The following is an 18308-nucleotide window of genomic DNA, read 5'->3' as shown; positions in this document are numbered from 1 at the left end:
GTCATTCTGAACAAAGTGAAGAATCCATTTAAATCCTGGTTCATCAAAACTTTATTTGGGAGTTTTTTGTTGCTTGCCGCTTCCAATTGTAAAAGTGACCCGTCACCAAGATATGAGGATTTTGATGAGGAAGATTTTCTAATGGTACCAGGAATTGTTATCAAAAAGACAAGAACTCCAATCGTTGGAGGTCGTGGGTGGTATGAATATAATATTCATTATGCCTATAACCTTGATTCAGACACGGTGTTGGTTGGCAAGGAAATGGATGTGGAACTGGCAGTGAGTGAAGGGGATGGAATCTATGTTTTGGTGCACAAGGAAGATGAAAATGTAAGTTTTCTTGCCGGGGGGAGAATCTTACCAAGTCAAGAGCACATTATTGAGAATTATCTGGAAAAATCAAAAGAACACGGTGTTAAATATTATGGAGTTCAGATAGAATAAAAAAAGGAGGCTTATGCCTCCCTTTCCTTTTTCATAGCAATAAATTTTAGAAACTGATGGGTAGGAAAACACGGGTGGTTCCCCATCCTAAGACCATATCACCTTCATCTTCAAAGGTGATGGAAAATGCCTCCAACTCCTCATCATCGGTACCGGCCTTTGCCGTAACCCTTGCAACATCGGCGGCACTATCATACGAGTAAGCGCCCCATTGGTTCAAATTACTGTTTAGGATAACTGTCCATTCGTTGTCACCGGGAATAGTGAAAAGTGAATAAGTGCCCGCTTTAACGGCTTTTCCACCAATGTTGGCGTCCTTATACAGAATGATTTCCGTGCATTCATTGGCTCCGGTCCGCCATACCTTTCCGGCCGGGGCAAGCTCTGAAATGCTACGTCCTTTCAATTGTGGACGGCTGTAAATAACTTTTATGGCTTTGTCGGATTCCCTATAGCTGGTAGGGTAGGTGGCAATATCGGCCGGACTTTTGTCCAATCCGCTGAAGTTCTGTGCCGTTAGCTCAGAAGTAAAGACCAACGCCAAGGTTAAAAAAGTAAATAAGAATACATTTTTCATGATTGCGATTTTAGTTGTTTTCAAAACTAGGATGTAAAAAGATGCTGTTTTAATAAAGAGACGTTAAAATTTATGAACCTTACAAAGTGTTCAATATTTTAATGAAAACACATTTTATACTTTCAATACGTTTTATAAATCCATATAAATATGTTATAATGAAATTAAAAATGTATTATTTGTTTTATTTAAAAACATATAGGGTCATATTTGCATAGAAATTGTTACTAATACTCGATTTATGTGTGGAATTGTATGCGCATTTGATGTGAAGGAAAGTACAGAGGTACTTAGACCACAATTACTGGAGATGTCAAAAAAGATAAGGCACAGAGGTCCGGATTGGAGTGGAATTTATGCAGATGACAAAGCTATTTTGGCCCATGAGCGATTGGCCATTGTAGATCCGGCTTCAGGAAAACAGCCTTTATTCAGTGCCGATGGCAAGCTGGTTTTGGCTGCCAATGGTGAAATATATAATCACAGGGAACTCAGAAAGCAGTTTGAAGGGGAGTACGAGTTCAAGACGCAGTCCGACTGTGAGGTGATTTTGGCACTCTATCAGAAAAAAGGAATGGACTTCATTGATGAAATGAACGGCATTTTTGGCTTTGCCATCTATGATAGTGAGAAAGATGAATATTTCATCGCCAGAGATCACATGGGAATCATTCCCCTATATATTGGATGGGACAAGAACGGGACCTTTTATGTGGCTTCGGAATTGAAAGCCTTGGAGGGAACCTGTTCCAAAATAGAACTTTTTCCTCCCGGACATTATATGCACAGTTCGGATGGGGAGTTTAAAAGATGGTACAAGAGGGATTGGATGGAGTACGAGGCCGTCAAGGAAAACGAGACCAGTATTGAAGAAGTGAAAAAAGCTTTGGAAGACGCCGTGCATCGTCAGTTGATGTCCGATGTGCCCTACGGGGTTCTGTTGTCCGGGGGATTGGATTCCTCGGTTACCTCGGCCATTGCCAAAAGATATTCCCAAAAACGTATTGAGTCCGGGGATACTGCCGATGCATGGTGGCCCCAGTTGCACTCCTTTTCGGTAGGCTTGGAAGGTTCGCCGGATTTAGCCGCCGCACAAAAAGTGGCCGATCATATTGGGACCGTACATCACGAGATAAAATTCACCATTCAAGAAGGCTTGGATGCCATCAAGGATGTGATCTATAACCTGGAAACCTACGACATTACCACGATCAGGGCTTCCACGCCCATGTACCTTATGGCCAGGGTCATTAAGTCCATGGGGATAAAAATGGTCCTTTCGGGAGAAGGTGCCGATGAGCTTTTTGGAGGATACCTATATTTCCACAAGGCGCCAAGTCCAAAGGATTTCCATGAAGAGACCGTACGAAAATTGGATAAGCTCCACATGTACGATTGTCTTCGTGCCAACAAATCCTTGGCGGCATGGGGTATAGAGGGCAGGGTTCCGTTTTTGGACAAGGAGTTCATGGATGTGGCCATGCGAATCAACCCAAAGGATAAGATGATCAATGGAGAGCGTATGGAGAAGTGGGTAGTGCGTAAAGCATTTGAATCCTACTTGCCCGAAAGTGTGGCTTGGAGACAAAAAGAGCAGTTTTCAGATGGTGTGGGATATAGCTGGATAGATACGTTGAAGAGTTTGGTGCAGGAAGAGGTGAGCGATGAGCAATTGGCCAACGCCCACTTTAAGTTCCCTATCCAGACCCCAACGTCCAAGGAAGAATACTATTACCGTTCCATTTTTGAAAGTCACTTCCCTTCCGATGCGGCAGCGTTGAGTGTGCCACAAGAACCATCAGTGGCCTGTAGCACCAAGATTGCACTGGAGTGGGACGAAGCCTTCAAGAACATGAACGATCCATCAGGTAGAGCTGTGGCCAATGTACACACGGATGCCTATATTAAATAAGAATTTTAAGATTATGTAGAAGGAAGATGTTGTTTTGTTTCATTTTCAATTAGTCGGAAAAGCCCCTTGGAGAAGGGGCTTTTTGTTTTTGTTACGCTTTGGATGCCCAGAGCGGGAAGTTGTTGGTTTTCCACATTTTTTTGTTGATAACTTAGGGGGTTCAGGGGGCTTCTAGGGCCTATTTCATGGGGGTATTACTTATATTTGTAGGATTTGAAAATTTGAAGGCAAACACAAGAATATATGAGCGAAGAAGCAAATAAAAAACAGTACTCGGCGGATAGTATCCAGGCTCTTGAGGGCATGGAGCACGTACGTATGAGACCTTCCATGTATATTGGCGATGTAGGGGTCAGAGGGTTGCACCATTTGGTATATGAAGTAGTGGACAACTCCATCGATGAGGCCATGGCTGGATATTGTGATACCATTGATGTGATCATCAACGAGGACAATTCCATCACTACCAAGGACAACGGTAGGGGTATCCCTGTGGGCTTGCATAAAAAAGAAGGTGTTTCTGCCTTGGAAGTGGTTATGACCAAGATCGGTGCCGGGGGTAAGTTCGACAAGGACTCGTACAAGGTATCCGGGGGTCTTCACGGGGTCGGGGTATCCTGTGTGAACGCACTTTCAAAACATTTAAAGGCAACCGTCTACCGTGAAGGTAAGATTTGGGAACAGGAATATGAAAGGGGAAAAACACTGTACCCGGTCAAAAGTGTTGGGGATAGCAATGAAACCGGTACCATCGTCACTTTTGTGCCAGATGATACCATTTTCTCCCAAACCACGGAGTATAGCTACGAGACCCTATCCAATAGAATGCGTGAACTGGCCTATCTGAACAAGGGCATCACCATTACATTGACGGATAAACGGAATAAGGACGATAAAGGAGAGTTTATTTCCGAAACCTTCCATTCCGAAGAAGGATTGAAGGAATTCATCAAATTCTTGGATGGCAACCGTGAACCATTGATTCAAAGTGTCATCTCCATGGAAGGAGAGAAAAATGGCATTCCTGTTGAAGTGGCCATGGTCTACAATACAGGATATACCGAGAACCTGCATTCCTATGTGAACAACATCAATACCCACGAAGGAGGTACGCACTTGTCCGGTTTTAGAAGGGGTCTTACCACCACACTAAAGAAATATGCCGATAATTCCGGTATGTTGGACAAATTGAAGTTTGAAATATCCGGGGACGATTTTAGGGAAGGACTTACGGCCATTGTGTCCGTAAAGGTAGCAGAACCCCAATTTGAAGGTCAGACCAAGACCAAACTGGGTAACCGTGAGGTAACCAGTGCCGTTAGTCAGGCCGTTTCTGAAATGTTGACCGATTATCTGGAAGAGCATCCTGAAGATGCCAAACAGATTGTAGAGAAAGTAAAGCTGGCCGCGCAGGCAAGGCATGCGGCTGCCAAGGCCCGTGAGTTGGTACAGCGCAAAAACCCCATGAGTGTGGGGGGGTTGCCTGGAAAACTTTCAGATTGCTCGGAACAGGATCCTACCAAGTGCGAAGTGTTCTTGGTGGAGGGAGATTCCGCGGGAGGTACGGCCAAACAAGGTAGGGATAGGAACTTTCAGGCCATCCTGCCGCTTCGGGGTAAAATCCTGAATGTTGAAAAAGCCATGCAACACAAGGTCTTCGAAAATGAGGAAATCAAGAATATTTATACCGCCCTTGGGGTAACCATCGGTACCGAAGAAGATAGCAAGGCGTTGAACTTGGACAAATTGCGCTACCATAAAGTTGTGATCATGTGTGATGCGGATGTGGATGGTAGCCACATTGAAACCTTGATTCTTACGTTTTTCTTCCGATACATGCGTGAGTTGATCGAGAACGGACACGTTTATATTGCCACTCCGCCATTGTATTTGGTGAAAAAAGGAGCCAAAAGACGCTATGCTTGGAATGACAGGGAAAGGGATGAAATCATTGAGTCCATGAACGGTGGGGCCAGCATCCAACGTTACAAGGGTCTTGGTGAGATGAATGCCGAACAATTATGGGATACCACCATGAATCCTGAATTTAGGACCTTGCGCCAAGTAACTATAGACAACGCCACGGAATCTGACCGAATTTTCTCCATGCTGATGGGTGATGAGGTGCCTCCGAGGAGGGAATTTATAGAGAAAAATGCTGTTTATGCCAACATAGACGCATAGATATCAGCTGTTTCACAACAAAAACTCGCCCCTCAAAGGCGAGTTTTTTAGTTTTAGGTAAAAATTTTACAAAATGAAAAAAATAATTCTTTTGGTGACATTGTGCAATTTTTCCTTGGCAATGGCCCAATCCAATCTTAACGACATTCTGGCCGCAGGTCTTGATGATGCTGAACGGTTTACCACGGCATGGTTGAATCCGGTTACCGAAGCCGGGGTTTACAGCATTTCCAATGGATGGTACAATACCGCCGATGCGAAGCCCTTGGGCGGTTTTGAGATTTCCATTGTAGGAAACCTTACGGGATTCAAGAACAAAGACAATAAAAAAGCGTTCACCCTGGATACGAACGATTATGAAAATCTCCAGTTTGAAGATGGCAGTACCTCCAAATTGGTGTCCACTGCTTTAGGGGACATTGAAGGTGTAGGAGTCTATGTGGAAGCAGAGATAGCCCCGGGTGTTACCGAGCGTGTGGACTTTGAATTGCCGTCCGGTTTGGCTTCTGAAAATCTTAATTTTGTGCCTTCAGGGTATATTCAGGCCAGTGTGGGGCTCATTAAGGGAACCGAAGTGAAAGCGCGGTTTTTGCCTAAAATCAATACGGATGATGTGAAGATCGGTCTCTTCGGATTCGGGATACAGCACGATTTTACCAAGCACCTTCCAGCCGATAAGATACTTCCCGTTGCCATTTCCGCGGTAATCGGGTATACCAATCTGAGCGGGGAATACGATTTTACCGATACCGATGTCATTGATGGGGAAAACCAACGTATCGATGCCAAGTTCAGCTCATGGAATTTCAGTGCTGTGGCGTCCACACGTTTGCCAGTGATCAATTTCTATGGCGGATTGGGATACATCACCGGAAAATCCGATACCGACGTTCTGGGAACTTATCAGGTGCAGTCTGGACCTTTTCAGACCACTTACGAAGACCCGTTCAAAATCAGTAATAAAGTTAGCGGAGTAGTGGCCAATGTCGGCACCAAACTGAAGCTGGGGTTTTTTCGACTCAATGCTGATTACAACATAGGGGAATTCAACACCTTTACCTTTGGTGTAAACTTTGGATTTAGGTAAGACAGAAAATATAACCGACCATTAAAAAGGCCCCAACAAAGTTGGGGCCTTTTATTCTCATATAGGTAGTCTTGCCAGTTAATCCCTGGTGGCAAAGACCGAACCATTTTCCAGGGTTAAAATCTCAGGGTCGCTTGCATGTTCTAAATTGACCGTGATATCGGTAACCTGTGGGTCACCGTAAATTATGGTGTAGGTGCCGTTTTCTTCGGACCACTTAAAATCGGTATAAAAAACCAGTTTGGAATTGGAATAGCTTTGGTATCTTCCTAGGTAAACATCATTGAAAATCCATTCTTCGCGGGTGGTGTTGGAACTTTTTCCCTCAATGGATGAGGTTTGTGTTTTGGCCCAGATGCCCAAAATAGGGTCATTGTTCTCTGGGATTCGGCTACAGTTGCTTATGGCAACAAGGCCTATTATGGACAGCAATGAGAAGAGCTTCTTCATAGGTCAAGTAGGTTAAAACAGATTTTGGGACTATGAGAACGTTAATTTGTAGGAAAGTATTGCGTGAGGGATGGGGCTTACATCCAATTTGGACCATATCTTCGATGAACTGCATATTTTGTTAACAATTCAATGGATTTTGTCCATTTGTGTTATGTGTCAAGATTTGAAGCACTAAAACTGGTGAAAGTCAGTTTTTTTCTGGGCTAAATGCCTTATTTTTGAGCGATTAAAATTTAAACCTATAAACATGAAAGTTACCGTAGTTGGAGCAGGCGCAGTTGGAGCAAGCTGTGCGGAGTATATTGCAATGAAAAATTTTGCATCAGAAGTTGTTTTGTTGGACATCAAGGAAGGATATGCCGAAGGAAAGGCCATGGATTTGATGCAAACAGCGTCCTTGAATGGTTTCGATACCAAGATTACCGGGACCACCAATGATTATTCCAAGACAGCGGGTAGCGATATTGCGGTAATCACCTCTGGAATTCCACGTAAACCGGGAATGACACGGGAAGAACTTATAGGAATCAATGCAGGAATTGTAAAGACTGTGGCTACCAACCTTTTGGAGCATTCCCCAAATACCATCATCATTGTGGTGAGTAACCCTATGGATACCATGACCTATTTGGTGCACAAGGCTACAGGTCTTCCCAAGAACAGGATCATTGGTATGGGTGGTGCTTTGGACAGTGCCCGTTTCAAGTACAGATTGGCAGAAGCGCTTGAAGCACCCATCTCTGATGTGGATGGAATGGTAATCGGTGGCCACAGTGACGTGGGTATGGTGCCCCTAATTGAACATGCCACACGTAATAGTGTAAAAGTTTCGGAATTCCTTTCCGAAGATAAAATGCAGTGGGTCGTGGAAGAGACCAAAGTTGGTGGCGCCACGTTGACCAAGCTATTGGGAACCAGTGCTTGGTATGCCCCCGGAGCTGCAGTTTCCGGACTGGTACAGGCCATTGCTTGCGACCAAAAGAAAATGTACCCATGTTCCACATTTTTGGAAGGAGAGTACGGATTGGACGATATCTGTATAGGAGTTCCCGTGTTGTTGGGTAAAAACGGGATTGAGAAAATCGTTGAGATAGAGCTTAGCGATGCCGAAAAGGCCAAGATGCAGGAAAGTGCTGCCGGGGTTAAAAAAACCAACGGACTGCTTCAACTGTAATTTAGGTCAGGATACCATATAAAGTGTCATTTTGAGCCAAAAAAGCGGTGGATTTCCCGGAAATGATTCTAGGATTTCGCCTCTGGTTCAAAATGACATTTTTTGTTTTTATGGCGTAACCGTAAAGTAGAATTGCAATTACATCAATTTCTATTGGCAAATCTTATCGGAAATGATATATTTGCACGCTGTTTAAGAAAACTTCTAAAAATTTAATAATCCATGCAGAATAAAGGACTTATAAGGCTTTTCGCGATCCTTTTTGGCTTGGTGAGTATCTATCAGTTATCCTTTACTTTTATTACAAGTAAGTTGGAAAAGGATGCTGAGACTTACGCTGTTAGCCAAATTTCGGAAGCTGAGGAAGATTATGTCGCCAAGCGTGAAGCTTTAGAGGCATCGTATTTGGATTCCATCAGTGACAACACTGTTTTGGGCTTTACCAGCTATGATGATGCCAAGAAAAAGGAGCTGAACAAGGGGTTGGACCTTAAAGGAGGGATCAACGTTACCCTGCAGATTTCCGTAAAGGACATCTTGAAAGGTTTGGCCAACAATACCAAAAACCCGGTTTTCAACAAAGCATTGGCAGATGCCGATAATGCCTCCAAAAATAGCGATGCTACCTATTTGGAGCTGTTTTTTGAAGCTTTTGACAATATCAAGGGAGATACCAAACTGGCCTCTCCGGATATTTTTGCCAATAAGGGCCTTAGTGATGATATCAATTTTCAAATGACCGATGATGAGGTAAAACCTATCATCAGAAGAAAGATTGATGAGTCCATTGTTTCTGCATTTGAGGTACTCCGTGAGCGTATCGATGGTTTTGGGGTAACTCAACCAAACATTCAGCGTGAAGGAAACTCTGGCCGTATTTTGGTCGAACTTCCAGGCGCAAGGGATATTGCCCGTGCACAGGAATTGCTGTCCAGTACCGCCCAGTTGGAATTTTGGGAAACCTACGAGCAAGGAAACCAAAGTTTGGGGGCCTTCTTGGTAAGTGCCAATGAAAGATTGAAAGAGATTTTGGAGCCAGAAGTGGTTGAGGAAGTCATTGCCAAGCCAGAATCCGAAATAGATTCCTTATTGTCCGATGTGGCCCAAGATTCTTTGGATATGACTCCGCAGACGAATCCATTGTTGGGCAAATTGATTCCTGCCAACCCAGGAAGCCATGCCATAGCAAGGGCTTTGGTATCGGATACGGCGGAAATCGGTGGGTATTTAAGAATGCCCCAGATCAAAAGATTGGTGCCTAACGACATTCAGTTTGTCAAGTTTCTTTGGGAGAGACCGGCCCAAGATGCTGAAGTAGTGGAATTATATGCCCTTAAATCCAATAGGGACGGGGTTCCAAGAATCAGTGGTGATGTAGTTTCTGACGCTCAGGACACTTTTGACCAATATAACAAGCCTGCGGTGAACATGACCATGAACACTCGCGGTGCCAAGGAATGGGAGAAACTTACTGGGGATGCCTATGGTAACCAAACCGGTATCGCCATTGTTTTGGACAATAAAGTATATACAGCTCCCGGAGTTTCCACAGGACCCATTTCAGGTGGACGTTCTGAGATCACGGGAACCTTTACCGTAAACGAGACCAAGGATATTGCCAATGTATTGCGTGCGGGTAAACTTCCTGCATCTGCCGAGATTATCCAATCCGAGGTGGTTGGACCATCATTGGGGCAAGAGGCCATTGACAGTGGTTTTATGTCGTTTATGATAGCCATGGCCTTCGTGTTGGTATGGATGATTTTCTACTACGGAAGAGCAGGTGTCTTTGCAGACATAGCCCTAATATTCAACATTCTGTTGATTTTTGGGGTATTGACAAGTTTGGGAGCGGTATTGACCCTTCCCGGTATAGCAGGTATCGTGTTGACCATTGGTATGTCAGTGGATGCCAACGTGCTTATTTTTGAAAGGATAAAAGAAGAGTTGGTCCGAGGGAAAGGAAAGGCCCAAGCCATTGCTGATGGTTTTGGAAATGCATTGTCCTCTATTTTGGATGCGAACATTACCACTGGGTTGACCGCGATCATTCTTTTCGTTTTTGGTTCAGGACCCATTAAAGGATTTGCCACTACCTTATTGATAGGTATCGTAACATCTTTGTTCACGGCCATTTTTGTAACTCGATTGATGATTGAGGCCTATACGGCCAAAAAAGGTAGACGTTTGGATTTCTCCACAGCGATTACCAAGAACTTGTTCAGCAATCTGCATATTGATTTCTTGTCCAAAAGAAAGATAGCCTACATTATTTCTGGAATTTTGTTGGTGGTAAGTACATTTTCCCTATTCACCAATGGACTTCAGCAAGGGGTTGATTTCATCGGGGGACGCTCCTATCAGATTCGTTTTGAGAAAGCGGTGAACCCTTCAGAAATTGCTTCAGAATTGAATGAGGTATTTGGTAGCGGAACCAATGTGAAAACTTTTGGGGATGCCAACCAGATTAAGGTGACCACTCCATATAAAGTGGATGAGGAAGGTGTGGAAGTTGATAGCGAGATTCAGGACATGCTTTACACCACACTTCAAAAATACTTGCCCGATGGTACTTCCTTTGAAGACTTTACCGTAGGGGCATCTGAAAAATCCATAGGAATCTTGCAGTCGGTAAAAGTAGGACCTACCATAGCGGATGATATCAAGAAAAACGCCTTCTTGGCCATTCTGGGATCATTGGCGGTAGTATTCCTTTATATCCTATTGCGATTTAGAAAATGGCAGTTCTCATTGGGTGCCGTTGTAGCGGTGTTCCACGATGTGGTGATCGTATTGGGAATCTTCTCACTAACCGGTAGCGTGATGCCTTTTAACATGGAAATCGACCAAGCGTTTATTGCGGCCATTCTTACGGTAATCGGTTACTCGTTGAACGATACCGTGGTGGTATTTGACCGAATCCGGGAAATAGTGGGCCTTAAAGGTTGGAAAGCTGGTGAGAATATCAACGAGGCTTTGAACAGTACTTTGAGCCGTACATTGAATACATCCTTGACCACGCTGATTGTATTATTGGCCATCTTCATATTTGGAGGGGAGAGTTTAAGAGGATTCATGTTCGCCATGATCATTGGTGTGATTGTAGGTACCTACTCATCCGTGTTCATCGCAACACCTGTGATGTTCGATTCTTTGAAGAAGAAAATTGCTGGAGTGACAGCATAGATTAAGTTTTAGATTATATGAATAAAAGCCGCTCATTGAGCGGCTTTTATTTTTTGTATGGGTTATACTTTGCTTAGAGGAGTTTTTTACCCATGGCATGAAACTCAAAATGCTCGGCCCCAATTTGAAAAGAGTGGCTTCCAAGGAATGAAAAACCATTCTTTTCATAAAATGCAATGGCTCTTTTATTTTCCTTGAGCACAGAAAGCCAGATGTGTTCAAAACCATCCGATTGGGCTTTTTGTAGGAGTTCGGTCTGGAGGGCCAAACCTACTTTTTGGGATAGAAAATCCTTGAGGACATATATCTTTTGGAGTTGGCACACATTTTTGGAATCAATAAAAGGGGAAGGGGAATGCAGTTTGAGTTTTGCATATCCCACTGGAAGTCCATTAATATGGGCCAGCCAATAAGTATTGCTATTTTTTTGCAAACTCTTGGCCAGCTTTTCCACGGCAAAGGTTCGATTGTAATAGTCCAACAAATCGGTCTTGTCCTTAAAGAGATGACCAAAGGTCTCGGTAAAGGTAAATCTGCCCAAAAGGGCAATACTGGTGGCGTCTGCCTCGGTAGCTCTACGGATTTTCATAATGGATTACCTTTCCAACCGAACCTGTGGGTTTCATATTCAGTACATAGTTGAATTGGGGATTCAACCCGGCTTCGGTTCTATGTGAAACAAAAATAATAGTGGTATGGCTTTCTTGGGCAATTTTATTGACCAATGCCACGAAAAGGGCCGCACCGGCATCGTCCAGTCCGGCAGTGGGTTCATCCAAAATAAGAAGTGGAGGGTGTTTGATCATGGCGCGGGCAGTCATGACCAACCGTTTGTTCCCTGCAGAAAGCTCTCGAAATAGTTGGTCTCTTTTGTCGTACAGATTCAAAACCTTAAGCCATTCGCGGGCCAATAGTTTTTCGGTCTGTGTGGGCAGCACATATAGTCCAATGGAATCGTGAAGTCCTGAGATGACCATATGTTCCAGGGTGTGGTACCCTCCAAATTTGTCGGTCATGGCCGGAGTGTAATAACCAATCTTTTTTTTGAGGTCCCAGACACTCTCCCCACTGCCTTTTCTCTTGCCAAAAAGCGAAAGTTTTTCCCCGTACCCTTTGTGGCTGTCTCCGGTAATCATGGATAAAAGTGTGGTTTTTCCACTGCCGTTGGGGCCTATCAGTTGCCAAAACTCTCCCTGTTTTACTTTCCATTGGATGGTATCCAGGACTTTTCGGCCGTCAAAACTGACCGATACGCCATCAAAATGAACCAGGTCCAAATCGTCAAGGGGGATGGGGTCCAAAGGAGGGGGGATTGACCCGGAAAATGATGTGGTATTCTGTTGATTGGCTTCCCAAAAGGATTCTTTGGAGGTGTACTGAACTAAGGTATTTCCTACAAGCTTAAAAAAGTCCGTGGTAATAGGTAGGATGTCCTCCGACCGGCTTACCAGTTGAACCAATATTTTAGTTGTCCCAATAGTGCAAAATTCTTCCTTTAAATAGGTTTGCGTAGCCGAGTCCAAATTATCAAATGGATTCACCAAAACGAGAAAATCAGTGTTTTGATCCATTAAGTGGTTAAGCAGTGCCTTTTTTTGCTCCCCACTGCTCATGGATTTTAAAGACTGATGAGTGGAATGGGTCAAGATTTTGAGATCGTGCCGTTCTTCTTCGTCCATGAACCGTTCTATCTCCTTTCGTGAAAACAATGCTCCTTTTTTTTGGGTCAACTCTTCAAAACCTTCCACAAAAACTTGATGCAATAGATTGTGGATCAAGCTGGATGTGTTGGAGGCATTATTGATTAAAACGGCAAAATTTCTGGTGCTTTGCATGCTTTGGAGGAAAATCTATATTCAAGGCATGAAATTAGAGATTATGCCCGATCTACCCTAAAAATATGTACTGGATTGTTTTTGTAGGAAGTGGTCTTTTGTAAATGCATGCCATTTTTTAAGGCCACTTTTTGTGAAGGAACATTGTCTACATGGATGATGGAAATCAAGGAATCGGCAAAATGATGTTCAAAAGCAAATTCCTTACATTTTTGGGCCGCTTCAATGGCAAAACCCTGTTGCCAAAACTGGGGCAATACGGAATAGCCTATTTCCAGTTCCTCCATCTGGTCGACTGTTTGGACAAGTAGGCCGCAGATGCCCACCAATTGCCCGGTTTCTTGAAGGACCAAGGCGTTCATGCCGCCCAAATCATTTTCATAGCGTTCAAAAATACGATCAAATTGTAACTGGCATGCTTCAACGGGGTCTGAGGGAAGACCGTCCCAATACTGGATCGATTTGGGCTCATGGTAAAACGGCAGCCAATCATCAAAATCCGATGGTTGGATACTGCGAAAGAGCAATCGCTCCGTAGTTTGACCTTCCAGGAGATATTTCGACATTATTTTTTGGTAAAGGAAATACTGTCGCCCACTTGCAGTCCCAGCTTGTCCGAAAGCCCGGCATTAACTTCCAAGACGTATTTGATAGGGACCTCTGAGGAAAGACTAGTTTCATCATTGGGTCGTGCATTTTTCTGAAAGCTGGCAATTTTTAGAGCATCATCAATATAGATGATGTCCAAGGGAATCTCGGTGTTCTTCATGTAAAAATAATGCATGGCCACATCGGGGAAGATAAAGAGCATTCCTTGATTTTGTTCCATGGATTCCCGGTACATGAGGCCGGTTTGGGTCTCGTAGTCGGTATCGGCAATTTCAATGTCAAAATGGACCAAGAGGGAATCCGTTTCACGTTGCAGAATGGAAAGTTCTCCCTCTTTTTTGAATTCAATCGTAGCAGTCTTTATTTCTTTCTTGTTCTCCGTTTTGCACGAAACTACGATGAGGAAAAAAAAGACAATGGGCAGGTAACGCATAATCAGTGATATCTTGTTGAGGGTATCGGCTTGTACATGAAAAGAATCCCAAGAACGATCAAGGGGATGCTTAACCATTGCCCAGTGGAAAAAAGTCCTAGGTTTTCCTCAAACCCTCCTTGACTTTTCTTGAAAAATTCCACCGCAAAACGAACCGAGAACAAAAGTGCCAAGAACAATCCAAAAAGGAACCCTCTTTTATTTCCTTTGTTCGTTTTCCAATAGAGCAGATACAGGATAACGAATACAAATAGGTAGCAAATGCCTTCATACAACTGTGCGGGATGCCTGTAGGGTATAGATTGCAAAACATCGATGAATTCAGGGTTGTTTTCAATGGCATTGTATGCGGCCTGTTCCGTTTTTTCTTGGGTCAAGGCGATGGCCTTGTGTAAGGGCATGTCATCGGAATCCCGGATAAATCGAGTGGCCAGAAAAAAGGACTTGTCCACAATCTTTCCATTGATCTCGGAATTGAAAAAGTTGCCGATACGGACAAAGCAGGCACCAATGGCAGAGGGAATCACCAAACGGTCCAACAACCATACCACCCCTATATCATCCCATTTTCTGCAATAGAGCCATACCCCAATGATGGCGGCAATGGTGGCGCCATGGCTGGCAAGCCCTGTAAAACCTGTAAACTCATACCCGTTTATAAAGCCAAACAAGGTGCTGTTCGCACTCTCCCGAATGGGTAAAAGAATTTCCAACAAGTGTTTTTTGTAATACGCCCAGTCATAAAAAAAGACATGTCCCAAACGGGCGCCCAACATAATGGAAACCACGGTGTATATGAAAAGGGAGTCCAGTTTTTCCATGGACTTTTTCTCTCTTTCGAAAATCCTTTTCATAATAAACCAACCCACTACAAAGGCGGCAATCCAAAGTAGGTTGTAATATTTTATCTGAATGAATCCTATTTTGAACAGTGTTCCTTCGGGATTCCAATTAAAACCAAGAAAATACATCAAACTAATTTTTGGACTAATATAACTACTTTGAGTGGACGGGCCGTTGGATTATTGCATTTTTGACCCCTGTTGCTGTTACGACTTATAAAAGTTTACAGGCATTGCGAATTTATGGTTGTAGTCACGGTACAGGGTCATATCCTTTACCGCCCCATGGATTGCAGCTTGCTATTCGTTTTAAGGAAAGCCATCCTCCTTTGAACAGACCATGCTTCTTTAGGGCTTCCAAGGTGTATTGCGAGCATGTGGGGGAGTATCTACAGGTGGCGGGGAGGTAGGGTGAAATAAGGAGTTGATAGGCTCTTACCAGCAATACAAAAGGGGCTATCAAAATTCGTTTCATTATAGGGGATAAGGAGGTGCAAGGTAAAAAAAAGCCCCGACTTAAGCCGGGGCAAGAGTCATACTTCTTCTGACGCCAAATGAATCGGGGTCAAATGTTCCCGTTCCTGGTCCGTGAACATTCGGGATTTGATTACGAAACGGATGCCCAAGGGAATTTCCAAACTAAAGCTGGAACCACGCCCCTTGGTCACATCAACGGTAAGTTGGGTGTGTTGCCAATAGTCAAATTGGTCTTTACTCATGTAGAAATCACAGTCATGGATAGCCCCCAACCACACATCGGTCTCATTGAGCATCAACTCCCCTTTTGGAAAGCACATGGGAGAGGAACCATCGCAGCAGCCTCCACTTTGATGGAACATGAGCTGGCCATGTTCTTCCCTTAGCTGGTCTATGATTTTCATGGCATCTTCCGAAACCAAAACGCGTTCTGTCATCATCTGTGTTTTAGAAAAAGCCCAAAGCACTTTTGTCGTAGGAAATCAGCATGTTTTTGGTTTGTCGGTAATGATTGAGCATCATTTTATGGGTTTCCCTACCAATACCTGATTTTTTGTATCCCCCAAAGGGAGCATGGGCAGGATAGGCGTGGTAACAATTTATCCAAACCCTACCGGCTTGTATTTCCCTTGAGATTTTGTAGGCCTGGTGCATGTCGCGGGTCCATACCCCGGCGCCAAGTCCGTAGAGGGTGTCATTGGCTATTTCCAAGGCCTCGGCTTCATCCTTGAACGTGGTAACGCAGACCACGGGACCAAAGATTTCCTCTTGGAAGACCCGCATTTTGTTATTCCCTTTTAAGATGGTAGGCTGAATATAGTATCCACCCTCGAGTCCTTCGTTATAGGCAGCATCACCGCCGGTAAGCACCTCGCAGCCCTCTTCCTTTCCTATATTGATGTAGTTGAGGATTTTCTCATACTGATCGTTGGAGGCCTGGGCTCCCATCATGGTGTCCGGGTCGAGTGGATGCCCCAACTTTACTGCTTTGGTACGTTCAACCACACGTTCGATGAACTGGTCAAATATGCTTTCCTGAACCAGCATTCGGGATGGGCAGGTACAGACTTCTCCTTGGTTCAAAGCGAACATCACGGCGCCTTCCAGACATTTGTCAAAGAATTCATCATCGGCATCCATGATACTTTCAAAGAACACGTTGGGAGATTTGCCACCCAATTCCAAAGTTACGGGGGTGATATTTTTTGAAGCATACTGCATGATCAATTGCCCTGTAGTGGTTTCACCGGTAAAGGCCACTTTGTTGATACGCGGACTGGAGGCCAAGGGTTTTCCGGCTTCAACCCCAAATCCGTTGACAATATTGAGTACCCCGGCAGGAAGGATATCCTCGATCAGTTCCATGAATACCAGAATGCCCACAGGGGTCTGTTCTGCAGGTTTTAGTACCACGCAGTTCCCGGCGGCCAGTGCAGGGGCCACTTTCCATGCGGCCATTAGTAAGGGAAAATTCCAAGGAATAATTTGTCCCACTACGCCCAAAGGTTCCAAAATGTTCATGGAGACCGTGTTCGAATCCAATTCGCTGACCGAACCTTCCTCGGCGCGGATCACTCCGGCAAAATACCTGAAATGATCTATGGCCAATGGAAGATCGGCGGCACGGGTTTCCCTTAACGGTTTTCCATTGTCCCAGGTTTCTGCTCGGGCCAATACTTCAAGATTCTTTTCCATGGCATCGGCAATCTTCAACAATAGGTTGCTGCGGTAGGTGGCCGATGAGCTGTTCCATTCTGGTGCGGCTTCCCAAGCGGCATCAATGGCTTTCTCGATATCCTCGGCCGTAGATCGTGCAATTTTGGTGAACGCTTGTCCATCTACCGGAGAGATGTTGTCAAAATACTCACCTTTGGTAGGTGGGGTCCACTTGCCGCCGATATAGTTTTCATACTGGTTTTTGAACGTAGGTTTTTCCAAAACGCTACGTTCCGTAGTTTGTACATTGCTCATAATACTGGGTGTTTGTTGTAATTAATTTTTAGAAGGACATAAGGTCCAATGTGTTGATTCTAAAAGTATTGAATTTGATACCCGCTCATCTGACGTATTCTATTATTCTAGTGAACAATACTGTTCGTGGTTGTGTTTTTAACAATTAATGCAGCATAATTTTTTATATTTAATAAGTATTAGGTTGAAATTTTACGAAGTAGGTATCGATATGCAGCTTTCCGAACGATTTTTTAAGGATCGAAAACTGGAACATTTGGTGGAAAACCAAACTTCCTATACCCTGAACAATGCCGCCATGCATGTTTTTGAAACGCATCTGCAGGCGGAACGGGTCTTGCTTCAATTTGACCAGCCTGTATTGGCCTCTATGCTCATTGGAAAGAAGGTGATGCATCTTCGAGATAAGAAGTCATTCGATTTTTTACCTGGGGAATCCTTGATTTTGCCTTCCAATGAAATGATGTGCATAGATTTTCCCGAGGCCGATCAAGATAACCCTACCCGCTGTTTGGCCATGGCCATATCGGATGAGAAGATACGTAGGGTCATTGGGCTCATGAACGAGACCATGCCCAAACATGATGGGTCTGAATGGACCTTTGTGGATTACAATTTCCATTTTACCAATGATGCCAGTATCTATGGTATTATCCAGCGGTTGCTCTATCTTTTCACCGAAAACCACCCCTCCAAGGATTTCTTTGTGGACAATATGTTACAGGAGCTGATTGTTCGTATTCTTCAGGGGAGCAGAAGAGAGACCATTGGACAAAATGCTTCAAAATTGGCGGGTCATAACCGATTGGCCTATGCCATTGATTATATCTCCAGTCATTTGCATGAAAACCTATCGGTGGGTGAACTGAGTAAAAAAGCCTGCATGAGCGAATCCCATTTTCATAAGACCTTTAAAGAGGAATTGGGGGTAACGCCAATCGAATACATCAACAGTGAACGGATTAAAATGGCTGTAAAGCTTTTGCAGGACCCCAATAAAAAGATAAAGGAAATCTACTTGGAGTGCGGTTTTGAAAACCGTTCCTATTTCAATCGACTGTTCAAACGAAAAATCAAAGCATCTCCCGGAGAATATCAGTCCAAGTTTATGGGTTGATCCT

At 44.0% G+C, this 18308-nt stretch carries 17 protein-coding genes; 7 read left to right on the top strand and 10 right to left on the bottom strand.

What is annotated here, in order from left to right; all coding sequences use genetic code 11:
• Positions 1–15: 15 nt before the first annotated feature.
• A complete protein-coding gene (locus tag ACPD8L_RS07670; RefSeq protein WP_423942765.1) occupies positions 16–447 on the top strand; it encodes a hypothetical protein in 432 nt (143 codons plus the stop codon).
• 46 nt (positions 448–493) lie between these two features.
• On the opposite strand, the gene ACPD8L_RS07665 is transcribed toward ACPD8L_RS07670, so the two are convergent.
• Positions 494–1024, bottom strand: a complete 531-nt coding sequence (locus ACPD8L_RS07665; RefSeq protein WP_116218382.1) for a DUF2911 domain-containing protein — start codon at positions 1022–1024, stop codon at positions 494–496.
• 241 nt (positions 1025–1265) lie between these two features.
• Between ACPD8L_RS07665 and asnB the strand changes: the two genes are divergently transcribed.
• The 3 genes from asnB (at position 1266) to ACPD8L_RS07650 (ending at position 6207) form a co-directional block, all read left to right on the top strand.
• Positions 1266–2936: an asparagine synthase B gene (gene asnB / locus ACPD8L_RS07660; RefSeq protein ID WP_423942763.1), complete on the top strand. Its 1671-nt coding sequence runs from the start codon at positions 1266–1268 to the stop codon at positions 2934–2936.
• A 243-nt stretch (positions 2937–3179) separates the two neighbouring features.
• Positions 3180–5120, top strand: a complete 1941-nt coding sequence (gene gyrB, locus ACPD8L_RS07655) for a DNA topoisomerase (ATP-hydrolyzing) subunit B (RefSeq protein WP_116218380.1) — start codon at positions 3180–3182, stop codon at positions 5118–5120.
• Positions 5121–5193: 73 nt separating this feature from the next.
• Entirely contained in the window at positions 5194–6207 is a 1014-nt protein-coding gene (locus ACPD8L_RS07650) for a DUF6588 family protein (protein ID WP_116218379.1), read from the top strand.
• Positions 6208–6285: 78 nt separating this feature from the next.
• Here the strand turns inward: ACPD8L_RS07650 and ACPD8L_RS07645 are convergent, their stop codons facing one another.
• The gene (locus ACPD8L_RS07645) at positions 6286–6657 is read right to left on the bottom strand and encodes a hypothetical protein (protein ID WP_116218378.1); all 372 of its coding nucleotides are present in this window, start codon (positions 6655–6657) and stop codon (positions 6286–6288) included.
• 250 nt (positions 6658–6907) lie between these two features.
• On the opposite strand from ACPD8L_RS07645, the gene mdh reads away from it, so the two are divergent.
• Both mdh and secDF read left to right on the top strand, forming a co-directional pair.
• The gene (mdh, locus tag ACPD8L_RS07640; RefSeq protein WP_116218377.1) at positions 6908–7834 is read left to right on the top strand and encodes a malate dehydrogenase; all 927 of its coding nucleotides are present in this window, start codon (positions 6908–6910) and stop codon (positions 7832–7834) included.
• 222 nt (positions 7835–8056) lie between these two features.
• On the top strand, positions 8057–11020 hold the full coding sequence (gene secDF / locus ACPD8L_RS07635; protein WP_116218376.1) for a protein translocase subunit SecDF: 2964 nt from the start codon (positions 8057–8059) through the stop codon (positions 11018–11020).
• Positions 11021–11093: 73 nt separating this feature from the next.
• Here secDF and ACPD8L_RS07630 read toward each other — a convergent pair whose 3' ends face one another.
• The 8 genes from ACPD8L_RS07630 to exaC all read right to left on the bottom strand — a co-directional run bounded on the left by ACPD8L_RS07630 (position 11094) and on the right by exaC (position 17187).
• Positions 11094–11609 (bottom strand): GNAT family N-acetyltransferase, encoded by a 516-nt coding sequence (locus tag ACPD8L_RS07630; protein WP_423942760.1) that lies wholly within the window; start codon positions 11607–11609, stop codon positions 11094–11096.
• Positions 11596–12855 carry an ABC transporter ATP-binding protein gene (locus tag ACPD8L_RS07625; RefSeq protein WP_423942759.1) on the bottom strand — a complete coding sequence of 420 codons (1260 nt, stop codon included), beginning with the start codon at positions 12853–12855 and terminating at the stop codon, positions 11596–11598. Before ACPD8L_RS07625 ends, ACPD8L_RS07630 begins: the two co-directional genes overlap by 14 nt.
• Positions 12856–12896: 41 nt before the next feature.
• The gene (locus ACPD8L_RS07620; protein ID WP_423942758.1) at positions 12897–13421 is read right to left on the bottom strand and encodes a GNAT family N-acetyltransferase; all 525 of its coding nucleotides are present in this window, start codon (positions 13419–13421) and stop codon (positions 12897–12899) included.
• Positions 13421–13897: a DUF192 domain-containing protein gene (locus ACPD8L_RS07615; RefSeq protein WP_116218372.1), complete on the bottom strand. Its 477-nt coding sequence runs from the start codon at positions 13895–13897 to the stop codon at positions 13421–13423. Before ACPD8L_RS07615 ends, ACPD8L_RS07620 begins: the two co-directional genes overlap by 1 nt.
• Before the next feature lie 2 nt (positions 13898–13899).
• On the bottom strand, positions 13900–14868 hold the full coding sequence (lgt, locus tag ACPD8L_RS07610; protein WP_116218371.1) for a prolipoprotein diacylglyceryl transferase: 969 nt from the start codon (positions 14866–14868) through the stop codon (positions 13900–13902).
• Positions 14869–14992: 124 nt separating this feature from the next.
• A complete protein-coding gene (yidD, locus tag ACPD8L_RS07605; protein ID WP_181898255.1) occupies positions 14993–15217 on the bottom strand; it encodes a membrane protein insertion efficiency factor YidD in 225 nt (74 codons plus the stop codon).
• A gap of 55 nt (positions 15218–15272) precedes the next feature.
• The gene (locus ACPD8L_RS07600; protein WP_116218369.1) at positions 15273–15653 is read right to left on the bottom strand and encodes a DUF779 domain-containing protein; all 381 of its coding nucleotides are present in this window, start codon (positions 15651–15653) and stop codon (positions 15273–15275) included.
• Positions 15654–15663: 10 nt separating this feature from the next.
• Positions 15664–17187: an acetaldehyde dehydrogenase ExaC gene (exaC, locus tag ACPD8L_RS07595; RefSeq protein ID WP_423942757.1), complete on the bottom strand. Its 1524-nt coding sequence runs from the start codon at positions 17185–17187 to the stop codon at positions 15664–15666.
• A gap of 184 nt (positions 17188–17371) precedes the next feature.
• Between exaC and ACPD8L_RS07590 the strand changes: the two genes are divergently transcribed.
• Positions 17372–18304, top strand: a complete 933-nt coding sequence (locus ACPD8L_RS07590; RefSeq protein ID WP_293301952.1) for a helix-turn-helix domain-containing protein — start codon at positions 17372–17374, stop codon at positions 18302–18304.
• Positions 18305–18308: the final 4 nt, after the last annotated feature.

Origin of the sequence: Flagellimonas algicida, from assembly GCF_049629585.1 — a bacterium.
Lineage (GTDB): Bacteria > Bacteroidota > Bacteroidia > Flavobacteriales > Flavobacteriaceae > Flagellimonas.
The sequence above is the reverse complement of the archived record's forward strand: the minus strand, read 5'-3'. Positions and strand labels throughout refer to the sequence as shown.

Bases quoted from the DNA above. Each gene is read 5' to 3' on its own strand.
- ACPD8L_RS07615 (WP_116218372.1), bottom strand. From the start codon at position 13,897: ATGCGTTACCTGCCCATTGTCTTTTTTTTCCTCATCGTAGTTTCGTGC.
- ACPD8L_RS07645 (WP_116218378.1), bottom strand. From the start codon at position 6,657: ATGAAGAAGCTCTTCTCATTGCTGTCCATAATAGGCCTTGTTGCCATA.
- mdh (WP_116218377.1), top strand. From the start codon at position 6,908: ATGAAAGTTACCGTAGTTGGAGCAGGCGCAGTTGGAGCAAGCTGTGCG.
- asnB (WP_423942763.1), top strand. From the start codon at position 1,266: ATGTGTGGAATTGTATGCGCATTTGATGTGAAGGAAAGTACAGAGGTA.
- gyrB (WP_116218380.1), top strand. From the start codon at position 3,180: ATGAGCGAAGAAGCAAATAAAAAACAGTACTCGGCGGATAGTATCCAG.
- secDF (WP_116218376.1), top strand. From the start codon at position 8,057: ATGCAGAATAAAGGACTTATAAGGCTTTTCGCGATCCTTTTTGGCTTG.
- exaC (WP_423942757.1), bottom strand. From the start codon at position 17,187: ATGAGCAATGTACAAACTACGGAACGTAGCGTTTTGGAAAAACCTACG.
- ACPD8L_RS07665 (WP_116218382.1), bottom strand. From the start codon at position 1,024: ATGAAAAATGTATTCTTATTTACTTTTTTAACCTTGGCGTTGGTCTTT.
- ACPD8L_RS07650 (WP_116218379.1), top strand. From the start codon at position 5,194: ATGAAAAAAATAATTCTTTTGGTGACATTGTGCAATTTTTCCTTGGCA.
- ACPD8L_RS07625 (WP_423942759.1), bottom strand. From the start codon at position 12,855: ATGCAAAGCACCAGAAATTTTGCCGTTTTAATCAATAATGCCTCCAAC.
- lgt (WP_116218371.1), bottom strand. From the start codon at position 14,868: ATGTATTTTCTTGGTTTTAATTGGAATCCCGAAGGAACACTGTTCAAA.
- ACPD8L_RS07630 (WP_423942760.1), bottom strand. From the start codon at position 11,609: ATGAAAATCCGTAGAGCTACCGAGGCAGACGCCACCAGTATTGCCCTT.
- ACPD8L_RS07600 (WP_116218369.1), bottom strand. From the start codon at position 15,653: ATGACAGAACGCGTTTTGGTTTCGGAAGATGCCATGAAAATCATAGAC.
- ACPD8L_RS07620 (WP_423942758.1), bottom strand. From the start codon at position 13,421: ATGTCGAAATATCTCCTGGAAGGTCAAACTACGGAGCGATTGCTCTTT.